This window comes from Pseudogulbenkiania sp. MAI-1, from assembly GCF_000527175.1.
Taxonomy (GTDB): domain Bacteria; phylum Pseudomonadota; class Gammaproteobacteria; order Burkholderiales; family Chromobacteriaceae; genus Pseudogulbenkiania.
Map to the genome: position 1 here is coordinate 1,434,397 of NZ_AZUR01000001.1, position 12,193 is coordinate 1,446,589.

Annotated in this window: 12 protein-coding genes; all 12 read left to right on the forward strand. The window is 66.4% G+C overall.

Going from position 1 to position 12,193, the window contains the following annotated elements; all coding sequences use genetic code 11:
• Positions 1-40 precede the first annotated feature (40 nt).
• Positions 41-631: a cytochrome c oxidase subunit 3 gene (locus PSEMAI1_RS0106625; protein WP_024302113.1), complete on the forward strand. Its 591-nt coding sequence runs from the start codon at positions 41-43 to the stop codon at positions 629-631.
• A gap of 124 nt (positions 632-755) precedes the next feature.
• Entirely contained in the window at positions 756-1,016 is a 261-nt protein-coding gene (locus PSEMAI1_RS0106630; RefSeq protein WP_024302114.1) for a cytochrome C oxidase subunit IV family protein, read from the forward strand.
• Positions 1,017-1,026: 10 nt separating this feature from the next.
• Positions 1,027-1,830, forward strand: coding sequence for a CbbQ/NirQ/NorQ/GpvN family protein (locus tag PSEMAI1_RS0106635; RefSeq protein ID WP_024302115.1), 804 nt, complete (start codon positions 1,027-1,029; stop codon positions 1,828-1,830).
• A gap of 13 nt (positions 1,831-1,843) precedes the next feature.
• Positions 1,844-3,679 (forward strand): nitric oxide reductase activation protein NorD, encoded by a 1,836-nt coding sequence (locus PSEMAI1_RS0106640; protein WP_024302116.1) that lies wholly within the window; start codon positions 1,844-1,846, stop codon positions 3,677-3,679.
• Between the two features lie 124 nt (positions 3,680-3,803).
• Complete coding sequence (locus PSEMAI1_RS0106645) at positions 3,804-5,531, forward strand: nitrite reductase (RefSeq protein WP_024302117.1); 1,728 nt, start codon at positions 3,804-3,806, stop codon at positions 5,529-5,531.
• 64 nt (positions 5,532-5,595) lie between these two features.
• Positions 5,596-5,907 carry a c-type cytochrome gene (locus PSEMAI1_RS0106650; RefSeq protein ID WP_024302118.1) on the forward strand — a complete coding sequence of 104 codons (312 nt, stop codon included), beginning with the start codon at positions 5,596-5,598 and terminating at the stop codon, positions 5,905-5,907.
• Positions 5,889-6,266 carry a cytochrome c gene (locus PSEMAI1_RS0106655; protein WP_051460201.1) on the forward strand — a complete coding sequence of 126 codons (378 nt, stop codon included), beginning with the start codon at positions 5,889-5,891 and terminating at the stop codon, positions 6,264-6,266. The genes PSEMAI1_RS0106650 and PSEMAI1_RS0106655 overlap by 19 nt, the downstream gene beginning before the upstream one ends.
• On the forward strand, positions 6,239-7,459 hold the full coding sequence (locus PSEMAI1_RS0106660) for a cytochrome D1 domain-containing protein (RefSeq protein WP_232219853.1): 1,221 nt from the start codon (positions 6,239-6,241) through the stop codon (positions 7,457-7,459). The genes PSEMAI1_RS0106655 and PSEMAI1_RS0106660 overlap by 28 nt, the downstream gene beginning before the upstream one ends.
• A 3-nt stretch (positions 7,460-7,462) precedes the next feature.
• Entirely contained in the window at positions 7,463-8,488 is a 1,026-nt protein-coding gene (locus PSEMAI1_RS0106665) for an Lrp/AsnC family transcriptional regulator (protein WP_029770523.1), read from the forward strand.
• A 1-nt stretch (position 8,489) separates the two neighbouring features.
• On the forward strand, positions 8,490-9,467 hold the full coding sequence (locus PSEMAI1_RS0106670) for an AsnC family transcriptional regulator (protein WP_024302121.1): 978 nt from the start codon (positions 8,490-8,492) through the stop codon (positions 9,465-9,467).
• 306 nt (positions 9,468-9,773) lie between these two features.
• A complete protein-coding gene (locus PSEMAI1_RS0106675) occupies positions 9,774-10,679 on the forward strand; it encodes a site-specific integrase (RefSeq protein WP_198019586.1) in 906 nt (301 codons plus the stop codon).
• Between the two features lie 27 nt (positions 10,680-10,706).
• The gene (locus PSEMAI1_RS0106680; protein WP_084612639.1) at positions 10,707-11,858 is read left to right on the forward strand and encodes an IS91 family transposase; all 1,152 of its coding nucleotides are present in this window, start codon (positions 10,707-10,709) and stop codon (positions 11,856-11,858) included.
• Positions 11,859-12,193 lie beyond the last annotated feature (335 nt).

The following is a 12,193-nucleotide window of genomic DNA, read 5'->3' on the forward strand; positions in this document are numbered from 1 at the left end:
GCTCGCGGTGGAAAGCAGGGCCGGCTCCGGGGAGGAAAACATGAACCAGACCGTGGCAATGCCGGTTTCGGCCAACCCGCGCGAGGTGCCGGGCGATCTGGCGATGTGGTTCTTCATCCTGGCCGAGCTGCTGGTGTTCGGCGTGTTCTTTCTCGCCTACGGCTACTCGCGTGCGCACGACCCGGCCACCTTTGCCGCCGGCCAGCGGCAACTGGGCCTGGGCTTGGCCACCGTCAACACGCTGCTGCTGATCGGCGGCAGTGCCAGCGTGGCGGCGGCGGTACGGGCGTTCGCGCTTGACCGTCAGCAGAACGCACAGCGTCTGCTGTGGCTGACGCTGGCGTTGGGGCTCGGTTTCGTGGTGCTCAAGAGCGAGGAATTCGCCGGCAAGTTCGCCGCCGGCATCACGCTGTCGAGCGACACCTTCTGGATGTTTTACCTGTCGCTGACCTTCTTTCACTTCCTGCACGTCATCCTCGGCATGGTGATCGTCGGCGCGGTGGCGGTGTACGCCCGCGACGGGCGCTACCGGCCGGGTGCGCTCGCCGGCGTCGAGACCGCCGCCGCCTACTGGCACATGATCGACCTGGTGTGGGTGGTGTTGTTCGCGCTGGTGTACGTGGCGCGCTAGGACCCAGCTCTTCACCCCGCTGAGGGCCGCTCGCGACAGATCCTGAACAGGTCCTTGGGGTGTGTGCTTTTTCGCTTGCCCCCGGTCAAGGTGACGCCGGGGGACGACGCGTAAGTTGATGACTATGAACGCTTTGAGAGATTTCTCCGCCGTCTGGTGGGTCTGGCTGTGGCTCACGGTGCTGACCCTGCTGGCGGCCTTTCTTGCCGAGGCTCACCTGACCCCCGGCCACCTGGCAGTGGCGGCGCTGTCCACCGCCTGGCTCAAGGGTTTGGCCATCGTCGAGCACTACATGGCCCTGCGCCACGCTCCGGCGTGGCTGCGGCTGGCCGTGCACGGCTGGCTGGCGCTGGTGAGCGCCTTGTTGATCGTCAGTTTCCTTTAGAAAGAATGCCATGAACGCACCCACCGTTTCGGCCCAACTCGATGTCCCGTTCTACCAGCCGGTCGGCTCCGAATGCGAGCTGTTCGAGGCCGCCTGGCGCCAGCAGCTGCCGGTGCTGATCAAGGGCCCCACCGGCTGCGGAAAGACCCGTTTCGTCGCCCACATGGCGGCGCGCCTGGGGCTGCCGCTGATCACCGTGTCCTGCCACGACGACCTGACCGCCGCCGACCTGGTCGGCCGCCACCTGATCGGCGACGGCGCCACCTACTGGAGTGACGGCCCGCTGACCCGCGCGGTGCGCGAGGGCGGCATCTGCTACCTCGACGAGGTGGTCGAGGCGCGCAAGGACACCACCGTGGTGCTGCACCCGCTCACCGACGACCGGCGCATCCTGCCGATCGAACGCACCGGCGAGGTGCTCGAAGCTTCGCCCAATTTCATGCTGGTGGTGTCGTACAACCCCGGCTACCAGCACGTACTGAAGACCCTCAAGCCCTCGACGCGCCAGCGCTTCGTGGCGATGTCCTTCGATTTTCCGCAGCCCGAGGTGGAAAACGCCGTGGTGATACGCGAGAGCGGCATCGACGCCGCGCGCGCCGCGCAACTGGTGACGCTGGCCGGGCAACTGCGCCGGCTCACCGGCTACGATCTCGACGAATCGGTCAGCACCCGTCTGCTGGTGTACGCCGCCAAGCTGATGGCCGCCGGCATGGCGCCGCGCATCGCCTGCCGCACCGCACTGGCCGAGCCGCTGACCGACGACGCCGACACGCTGGCCGCCTTGCTGGCGGTGATCGACACCCAGTTCCCGTAAACGAGGTGCCGACATGGAAGATATCGTCGGAGGCTGGTGGGACCGGCTGATCACCCGCGCCGCCTACCGCGGCCACCCGCAGGCTGCGGTGTCGCTGGCCAGCGTGACGCGGCTGGCGCCGCCGTTTTTCCGCGCCATGGGCGGCGACCCGGCGCTGGTGCTGCGCTCCACGGTCGGCACCGAGCACGGTGCGCGCCGCTCCTGGCTCGAACGCGTGGCCGGCATCGGCGACAAGGTGGAACTGGCCTGGAGCGACCATCAAGCGCTGTACCTGCCCGAGAAGCTCGACCTGTTCCCCGACGCCGCGCTCAACCGCGCGCTGTACTTCTGGCTGATGGCGCTGGCCGCTGAACCGGCGCCGCCCGGCGACTGGCTGACGCGCAACCGGCTTGCCACACAGCGCTGCCTCGAGCGCATGCCGGGGCTGGCCGCCAGCTACCGTCAACTGGTGGAGGCCCTGCTTGCGCTGCGGACCGATCCGGCGCGGCTGCCGGCGGCCGAGGCGGCGGTCGAGCAGGCCATCCGCCAGGCGCTGCAGCACCCCGAGCAAGAGGTGGTGATGCCCGAGGTCAAGCGTCCGCCGCAGCCGGTGCCCTTGTGGCTGCACCCGGCTCCGCCCACCGGCGGCGAGGGCGGAGGTGTAGCGGGCGACACCCCGGCCGATCAGGACAGCGAACACAAGGAGCGCGAGGCGGCGCAGAAACGCCGCCGCTACCGCGCCCAGCGCATCGTGCCGGAGGACAAGAAGGACGGCATGCTGATGGTGTTCCGTGCCGAGAGCCTGTTCACCTGGGACGAGTACGTCAAGGTCAACCGCCACAACGACGAGGACGACGACGAGGACAACGCCGCTGCTGCCGAGGACATGAACAAGCTCAGCGTCGCCGCCGACGGCAAGACGCGCGGCAGCCGCCTCAAGTTCGACCTCGACCTGCCCGCCGCCGAGTACGACGACACCCCGCTCGGCCCCGGCCTGCTGCTGCCGGAGTGGGACTGGAAGCGGCAACGGCTGATCGAAGACCACTGCCGCCTGCTGCCGATGCGCCCGCGCGACGCCAGTCCGGCGCCGCTGCCGGAGCGGCTGCTGCCGCTGGCGCGCCGGCTGCGCCGCCAGTTCCAGGCGCTGGCGCCGGAACGCACGCGCAAGAGTGGCGAGACCAGTGGACCGGACATCGACCTCGACCGCGTCATCCGCTTTATGGCCGAGCGCCAGAGCGGGCAGGCGCAGGGCGAGCCGGCGCTGTACCAGGCCTGGCCGCCGGGCGAGCGCAACCTGGCCTGCCTGCTGCTGGCCGATTTGTCGCTCTCCACCGAGAGCTGGGTCGGCGAAGCGGGGAGGGTGATCGACGTGATCAAGGACAGCCTGCTGCTGTTCGCCGAGGCGCTCTCGGCCAGCGGCGACGCCTTCGGCCTCTACGGCTTCTCCTCGCTCAAGCGCCACGAGGTGCGCTACCTGCTGCTGAAGGACTTTGCCGAGGCTTTCGACGACGCCGCACGCGGCCGCATCCTGGCGCTGCGGCCCGGCTACTACACCCGCATGGGGGCGGCCATCCGCCAGTCGGCGCGCATCCTGGCGCAGCAGCCGGCGCAGCGCCGGCTGCTGCTGATCGTCTCTGACGGCAAGCCCAACGACATGGACCACTACGAGGGCCGCTACGGCATCGAGGACACGCGCCAGGCCATCCTCGAGGCGCGTCGCGACGGCGTGACGCCGTTCTGCGTCACCATCGACCGCGAGGCCGGCGACTACCTGCCGCACCTGTTCGGCAGCCGCGGCTACGTGGTGGTACAGCGCGCCGAGACCCTGCCGCAGGTGCTGACCGCGCTGTACGCGCAGCTGACTCGCTGAGTGCGGAAAGGTTCATCCTTTTTGCATATCTGCTTGGGCAAGCGTTGATGCGCATCAAGGAGGGGAGGGGGGCCGAGGCAGATGATGCCGGTGTCGATTCCTTCCCTTCAAAGGAGTATGCACCATGAGTACACCGAGGATGTCCGTACTGGTCCGTCACGCTGTCATGGCGGCGCTGCCGCTGGCGGTGACAGCGGCGTTCGCCGCTCCGCCCGGCGCCGCTGGCAACGCAGTCGAACTGGCCTACCAGGCCGGAAGCTCGCCGCTGGCGGGCGAAGAGATGCACCAGAACGTCAACCCCAAGGCACCGCCGATGACCAAGGCGGAGTTCGTGCAGGCCCGCCAGATCTACTTCGAGCGCTGCGCCGGCTGTCATGGTGTGCTGCGCAAGGGAGCGACCGGCAAGGCGCTGACCACCGACATCACGCTGGATCGCGGCACCGAATACCTCAAGACCTTCATCAAGTACGGTTCGCCGGCCGGCATGCCGAACTGGGGCACCTCGGGCGAGCTCACCGACGCCCAGGTCGACGTGATGGCGCGCTACGTGCAGCAAGAACCGCCGACCCCGCCGGAATACTCGCTGGCCGACATCGAGAAGACGCGCAAGGTGCTGGTCCCGGTCGACAAGCGTCCGACCAAGAAGATGAACAAGTACAACCTCGACAACCTGTTCTCGGTCACGCTGCGCGACAGCGGCGAGATCGCGCTGATCGACGGCGACAGCAAGCAGATCATCAGCATCATCAAGACCGGCTACGCCGTGCACATCTCGCGCGTCTCGGCCTCAGGGCGTTACCTGTACGTGATCGGCCGCGACGCCAAGATCAACCTGATCGACCTGTGGATGGAGAAGCCGGACACCGTGGCCGAGATCAAGGTCGGGCTGGAAGCGCGCTCGGTCGAGACCTCCAAGTTCAAGGGCTGGGAAGACAAGATCGCCGTGGCCGGCACCTACTGGCCGCCGCAATACGTGATCATGGACGGCGACACCCTCAAGCCGCAGAAAGTGGTATCGACGCGCGGCATGACGGTGGATAACGAGTACCACCCCGAGCCGCGCGTGGCTTCCATCGTGGCTAGCCACTACAAGCCGGAGTTCCTGATCAACGCCAAGGAAACCGGCAAGATCATGATGGTCAACTACTCCGACCTGGGCAACCTCAAAACCACCACCATCAACGCTGCCAAATTCCTGCACGACGGCGGTTTCGACCGCACCGGTCGCTACTTCTTCGTCGCCGCCAACGCCTCCAACAAGATCGCCGTGGTCGACACCAAGGACGGCAAGCTGGCTGGCCTGGTCGATGTCGGCAAGACCCCGCACCCGGGGCGCGGCGCCAACTTTGTGCACCCGAAATTCGGTCCCGTATGGGCCACCGGTCACCTCGGCGACGACAGCATCGCGCTGATCGGCTCCGACCCGGTCAAGCACAAGCAGTACGCCTGGAAGATGGTTGCCAGCATTCAGGGCCAGGGTGGCGGTTCGTTGTTCATCAAGACCCATCCCAAGTCCAAGAACCTGTGGGTCGACACCACGCTGAACCCGGATCCGGCGGTCAGTCAGTCGGTGGCGGTGTACGACGTCGACCGCCTCGACAAGGGCTTCGTGCGCCTGCCGATCGGCGAGTGGGCGGGTCTGGGTGAGGGTGCCAAGCGCGTGGTGCAGCCGGAGTACAACAAGGCCGGCGACGAAGTGTGGTTCTCGGTGTGGAGCGCCAAGGACAAGCAATCGGCCATCGTGGTGGTGGACGACAAGACCCGCAAGCTCAAGGCCGTGATCAAGGACCCGCGCCTGGTGACGCCGACCGGCAAGTTCAACGTGTTTAACACCCAGCACGACATCTACTAAGCGCAGCAATCATCGATTGATGCGGCCGGCATCCATTGCCGGCCACGGCAGAAGGAGTCACAACATGAAAACGAACCAATGGATCATGGCCGCCGTACTGGCCGGGTTGGCCTCCGCCAACGTACTGGCCGCTACTCCGCAGGACATGGCCAAGCAGTACAACTGCCTGGCCTGTCACAGCGTCGACAAGAAGGTCGTCGGTCCGGCCTTCAAGGAAATCGCCAGCAAGTACAAGGGCCAGAACGCCGAGGCCAAGCTGGTGGAGAAGGTGAAGAAGGGCGGGGCAGGCAGTTTCGGGCCGATTCCGATGTCGCCCAACCCCAACGTGCCTGATGCCGATCTGAAGGTGATGGTGAAGTGGGTCTTGTCTCAGTAATCCACCCCATCGGGCGGCGGCGTTTGCCGCTGCTCCGGCCCTTGGCCGGGCTGGCCCTGCTGCTCGCGGCCAGCCTGGCCGCGGCTGCACCGCCAGTGGTGGAGCCGTCGCCCATGCGGGCGACGGCGATCCGCCACCTGGTGCGCCAGGACTGTGGCTCCTGCCACGGCCTCACGTTCAAAGGCGGGCTGGGCAACCCGCTCACCGCCGAAGCCCTGGCCGGGCGCCCCGACGAGGCGCTGCTGGCCACGATACTGAACGGACGCCCCGGCACCGCGATGCCGCCGTGGCGGTCGTTTTTGACGGAAGAAGAAGCCAAATGGGTCATCAAATGGCTGAAAGACGGCGCTCCGGAGTAGCCCATTCCATTAGGCGGCTGCGCCTTCGCATCATCGGCTTGCTCTGCGCCAGCCTGCTGCTGGCCGGCTGTTCCACTACCGCTGTGCGCGGCAGCGGAGACCTCGGCCTCGTCATCGAGCGCGCCAGCGGCAGCGTGCAACTGGTCGACAACACCCGGCGCGAGCGGCTCGCCACCGTCAAGGGGCTGGGCGATCTGTCGCATGCCTCGGCGGTATTCTCGCGCGACGCGCGCTACGCCTACGTGTTCGGGCGTGACGGCGGCCTGTCCAAGGTCGATATTCTCACCGGCCGGCTGGCGAAGAGGGTAATGCAGGCCGGCAACAGCATCGGCGGCGCCATCTCCAGCGACGGCCGCGTGGTCGCCGCGCAGAACTACGAACCGGGCGGGGTCAAGCTGTTCGATGCCGACACACTGGAATTGCTGTCCGAAGTCAGCACACGCGATCCGGCCAGCGGCCAAAGCTCCAAGGTCGTCGGCCTTGCCGACCTGCCAGGCAACCGCTTTGCCTTCTCCCTGTTCGAAGCCGGCGAAATCTGGGTGATCGACGCCGCCGATCCGCGCCACCCGGTCACCACCCGCTACCGCAACGTCGGCCGCCAGCCCTACGACGGGCTCGCCAGCCAGGACGGCCGCTACTACCTGGCCGGGCTGTTCGGCGAAGACGGCCTGGCGCTGCTCGATACCTGGCACCCCGAAGCCGGGGTGCGCCGCGTGCTCGACGGCTACGGCCGCAGCACGGAGAAACTGCCGGTCTACAAGATGCCGCACCTGCGCGGCTGGGCGCTGTCCGGCGGCCAGGCCTTCCTGCCCGCCATCGGCCACAACGAAGTGCTGGTGGCCGATACCCGCGACTGGCAACTGCGCGCCAAGGTCGCGGTGCACGGTCAGCCGGTGTTCGTGATGGCCGAACCGTCCGGCCGCCGCGTCTGGGTCAACTTCGCCTTCCCGCACAACGACACCGTGCAAGTCATCGACGTGCCGACGTTGACCGTCGTCAAAACGCTCAAACCAGGCCGTGGCATCCTGCACATGGAATTCACGCCGCGCGGCGACGAAGTCTGGCTGTCGAGCCGGGACGACGACAAGCTGGTCATCGTCGACACCGCCACGCTGACCGTGCGGCACGAACTGCCGGCAGCAAGTCCCTCCGGCATCTTCTTCAGCTGGCGCGCCAGCCGTATCGGAATGTAAGTCATGAATAGAATCCTTCGCCCGCCGGCGCTGCCGGCCACCACCCAGTCGCTGAGCGCCCCGACGCTGGCCCTGCTCAACCGTTTCCAGCACCGCTTCCCGCTGGCCCTGCACCCCTACGCCCGGCTGGCCGAAGAGGCCGGCGAGGGCTGGAGCGAAGACAGCGTCATCGACGCGCTGACCACGGCGCAGCGCCAGGGCGTGCTGGGCCGGGTCGGCGCCATCTTCGCCCCCAATACCGTCGGCGCCAGTACCCTGGCCGCGATGGCGGTGCCGCCGGAACGGCTCGACGCCGTGGCGCACTACGTCAGCAGCCTGCCCGAGGTCAACCACAACTACGCCCGCGCCCATCACGTCAACCTGTGGTTCGTGGTCACCGCGCCCGACCGCAGCCGCGTGGCCGAAGTGCTGGCGCGCATCTACCTCGCCACCGGCATCAAGCCGCTCAACCTGCCGCTGCTCAAGGAGTACCACATCGACCTGGGCTTCTCCTTCCTGCCCGGCGACCAGCCGCGCCCGCGCGAGCATCTGCAGGGGATGGGCGCGCTCAGCCTCAGCAGCGCCGAACGCCGCCTGGTCGGCGCGCTCGAAGACGGCCTGGCGCTCGAACCCGAGCCGTACCGCCGTCTGGCCGAGCGTGCCGGCCTGAGCCGCGAAGAAGTGCTGCACATCCTCACCGACTGGTGCGACAGCGGCGTGATCCGCCGCTTCGGCCTGGTCGTGCGCCACCGCGAACTGGGCTACCACGCCAACGCCATGTGCGTGTGGCGGGTGGAAGACGAAGAAGAACGCGACGACCTGGGCGCCAAGCTCGCCGCCGAGCAGGCCGTCACCCTGTGCTACGCCCGTCCGGCGCGCCCGCCGCTGTGGCCGTACAACCTGTTCTGCATGATCCATGCTCCGGACGCGCTCACCGTGCGCCAGACCGTGGACGAACTGCGCACCCGCCACGACGTGATGCACCTGCCGCATTCGGTGCTGATCTCGACGCGGCGCTACACCCAGCGCGGCGCCCGCTACGGCTACTGACATGACTGAACTCGATGCGATCGACCGGCGCATCATCGACCGGCTGCAGGGTGGTTTTCCGCTCAGCAGCCGGCCCTTCGCCGAAGCTGCCGCGCCGCTCGGCCTCACCGAGAGCGAACTGATCGCCCGCCTCAACCGTCTGCTGCAGCACCACACCCTGACCCGCTTCGGCCCGCTGTTCCAGATCGAACGCATCGGCGGCGCCTTCGTGCTGGCCGCGCTGGCGGTGCCGGAAGAGCGCTTCGACGAAGTGACGGCCGAGGTCAACGCCTTGCCCGAAGTGGCGCATAACTACCGTCGCGAGCACCGGCTCAACATGTGGTTCGTGCTCGCCACCGAAATCCCGCAAGGCATCGCCGCCGCCACCGCCCGCATCGAAGCCGCGACCGGCCTCACCGTGCACGCCTTTCCCAAGGAGCGCGAATACTTCGTCGGCATGCGCTTCGCCGTCGGCGGCACGGCACCGGTGGGGCAGGGCGCGGCCCGCACGACGGACACCGCTCCGGTGACACTCGACGAACTCGACCGCGCCCTGATCCGCGCCACCCAGGCTGGCCTGCCGCGCCTCCCCCGACCCTATCACGTCCTTGCCCAGGTGCTGGGCTGCCGCGAACGTGATGTGCAGACCCGGCTCGACGCCATGCTGCAAAACGGCGTCATCCGCCGCATCGGTGCCGTCCCCAACCACTACGCCATCGGCTACACCGCCAACGGCATGGCGGTATTCGACGTGGCCGATGACGCCATCGACCACCTCGGGGAACAACTCGGCGCCGACCCCGCCGTCTCCCACTGCTACCGCCGCCCCCGCGCCCTCCCGTACTGGCCCTACAACCTCTTCGCCATGGTCCACGGCGCCAGCCACGACCAGGTCCGCGTCGAGGTCGAGCGGCTGGTCTGCCTGCTCGGCCCCGCCTGCCGCGCCCATGATGTTCTGTTTTCTAGTCGGATTTTGAAGAAGACGGGGCTGCGGATCTAAATCGTTGCCGGTTGTTGTGTAGATAGGGTGCGTCTGGACGAGTGGTCAACGCTATGGTCGACGGGCAGCCCGCAGCTCAAGCTGGCGGGTGGTGGTGTATTTTGCTTATGATTAGTGAATATCACGGACTGGGAAGCCAAGCTGGGCGGGGTTGTTCAGCGACCGAGTTCGCGGGTGATGCAAAGAATTACGTCTTTTAGGACGTCTACTTCTAGTTGAACTAAACCGCTGACGCGGTGGTTTCTCCTTCGCAAATGCCTGTCGCTCGACACTGGCCGGGTTCCCGCTTCTTCCGCTATATGTGCCTTGAAATCGTCCATCCTTGAGCACGGGGATATCCCCGGATCGATCGAGGTGACGACGATGACACCGCTACGCAAACGCATGGACGATGCGATGGTTCTGCGTGGGTTTTCCCTGCGCACGCGCGAAGCTTATCTGGCTTGTGTTGCTGCTTTGGCAAGGTATTACGGCTGTTCGCCAGCCTCGCTTGAGGCGTCCCAAATCCAGGCTTATCTGCTGCATTTGATCCAGGAACGTAAACTCGCCTACGCCAGTGTCAATCAGGCGGCCTGCGCCTTTCGTTTTTTCTTCGGCACGGTGCTGGCCCGGGCTCCGATGGTGGTCGAGATTCCCATGGCGAAGGTACCCAAGCGCTTGCCACAGGTGTTGTCGCGCGAGCAAGTGGTCCGACTGCTCACCGCTGCAGTCAACTTGCGGGCACGCACCGTGTTGATGACGACCTACGCGGCCGGGCTGCGTGTTTCAGAGGTCTGCACCCTGCAGGTGGCCGATATTGAAAGCGCACCGGATCGGATGTGCATCAAGGTGCGCCAGGCCAAAGGCGGCAAGGATCGCTATACCTTGCTTTCGCCCCGCCTGCTGGCGGGCTTGCGTACCTATTGGCACGTGTTTCGGCCGCCGCGGTGGCTGTTTCCCAATGGCTCAGGCGACGGCCCGATGGGCGATCAAACGGCGCAGCGCATGTACTATGCCGCCTGCGACGCGGCCGGGCTCACCGACGCGGCCGGCATCCATACCCTCCGCCACAGCTTTGCCACCCATCTGCTCGAAGCCGGTGTCGACCTCCATACCATCCAGCGGTTGCTGGGCCATGGCCATGTAGGCACCACCATGCGCTATCTGCATCTGGCGCAGCAGCGTCTGACCGGCACGGCTTCGCCGCTGGATTTGCTCGAACCACCACGCTGAGCCGTGTCGGCGAGCCGGCGCGTCGGGTTGGCCGAGGTACTGCGCACCTTCGGATCGGCCTATCTCGCCACGCACACGCTGTTCCCGAACCAGGCACGAGCCTGGCGGGCTATTGTTGCCTGCCGCACCGCGCAACTGGGTGGGCAGGTCGAGCGTTGCGATGCCTGTGGCGCGACGCGGTACGTCTATCACTCCTGCCGTAATCGGCATTGTCCCTTGTGCCAGACGCGTGCCAAGGAGGCCTGGCTGGCGGCGCGTCGGCGCGAGTTGCTACCGGTGCCGTACTTCCATTTGGTGTTCACGCTACCGCATGCGCTCAATGGGCTCGTCGCGCGCCACGACCGTCTGGTGTATGAACTGCTGTTCGCCGCGGCCAGCAGCACGCTGACCGAGTTTGCCGCCAATCCCCGCTGGCTTGGTGGCGTGTCCGCCTTCACCCTGGTGTTGCATACCTGGAAGCAGGATCTCGGTCGCCACATTCACGCGCACGCACTCGTCGCTGGCGGTGCGCTCACCACGCAAGGCGAATGGGTACAACCGAAACGCGGTTTCCTGTTTCCCGTGCACGCCCTCTCGAAGGTGTTTCGCGGCAAGTTCATGGCGGCACTGGCAGCGCAGCGCCAGGCAGGCCCACTGGAGGCGGACACGGCCCTCACCGACCCAGCCTGGCGCATGCTGACCCGCGAGTTGCACCGGACCGACTGGGTGGTCTACGCCAAGCAACCACTGGGCGGCCCGTCACAGGTGCTCGAGTATCTGGGGCGGTATACCCATCGGGTGGCAATTTCCAACGAGCGAATCGTTGGCCTGGACGCGGAGGGCGTTCGGCTGCGTGTGCGCGATCCAAGCCGCCCTAAGGGGCGGCGCGTGATCGCACTGCCCGCTGTCGAGTTCATCGCCCGCTTCCTGCTGCACGTGCTGCCGAGGGGCTTCAAGCGCATTCGCCATTATAGTTTGCTGGGCCCGGCCAGGAAGCGTGTCGGTCTGGCTGCGGCGCGTACGGCCTTACGCGCACCACCGCCACAGCCGGCCGTGATCGAATCGGCCGAGGCCTTCCTGCGCCGGGTGGCACGGATCGAATGGATGTGCTGCCCCTATTGCCATGCGGGACGCTTGGTATCGATTGATGTGATTCAGCCTGCGCCAATCCAAGCGCCCGCCCCACGAGGACCGCCATGATGGGTCAGCAGAAGCAGCATGTCAGTCATTTCCTGTGACAGGGCGCGTACAACGGCCAGGGTGTTGTTCGTGCTGGTGCCGCCTTTACCGCGCGATACGCTGACTCAGCGAGACTTCCCGAGCCGAGTTTCAGGTTCGGTATGGCATCGTTACCAAGTAATTTGCCGCCTACTGCGACGATTTCATATGCCAAACGATTGACAGCTGCGTTGTCCGGCCTACAATCCCCATAAATGCCGCCTGAGTCGCGGTCCAGTTCAACAAGGTTTATCCGCCGCCGAGGACATGGTGAGGTTCAGCAGTGGGGCGGCGGCAGATAAACGCTATTCGTTAGC

Excerpts from the sequence above, each read along its gene's own strand:
- PSEMAI1_RS0106625 (WP_024302113.1), top strand. The coding sequence starts at position 41 with ATGAACCAGACCGTGGCAATGCCGGTTTCGGCCAACCCGCGCGAGGTG.
- PSEMAI1_RS0106630 (WP_024302114.1), top strand. The coding sequence starts at position 756 with ATGAACGCTTTGAGAGATTTCTCCGCCGTCTGGTGGGTCTGGCTGTGG.
- PSEMAI1_RS0106635 (WP_024302115.1), top strand. The coding sequence starts at position 1,027 with ATGAACGCACCCACCGTTTCGGCCCAACTCGATGTCCCGTTCTACCAG.
- PSEMAI1_RS0106640 (WP_024302116.1), top strand. The coding sequence starts at position 1,844 with ATGGAAGATATCGTCGGAGGCTGGTGGGACCGGCTGATCACCCGCGCC.
- PSEMAI1_RS0106645 (WP_024302117.1), top strand. The coding sequence starts at position 3,804 with ATGAGTACACCGAGGATGTCCGTACTGGTCCGTCACGCTGTCATGGCG.
- PSEMAI1_RS0106650 (WP_024302118.1), top strand. The coding sequence starts at position 5,596 with ATGAAAACGAACCAATGGATCATGGCCGCCGTACTGGCCGGGTTGGCC.
- PSEMAI1_RS0106660 (WP_232219853.1), top strand. The coding sequence starts at position 6,239 with ATGGCTGAAAGACGGCGCTCCGGAGTAGCCCATTCCATTAGGCGGCTG.
- PSEMAI1_RS0106665 (WP_029770523.1), top strand. The coding sequence starts at position 7,463 with ATGAATAGAATCCTTCGCCCGCCGGCGCTGCCGGCCACCACCCAGTCG.
- PSEMAI1_RS0106670 (WP_024302121.1), top strand. The coding sequence starts at position 8,490 with ATGACTGAACTCGATGCGATCGACCGGCGCATCATCGACCGGCTGCAG.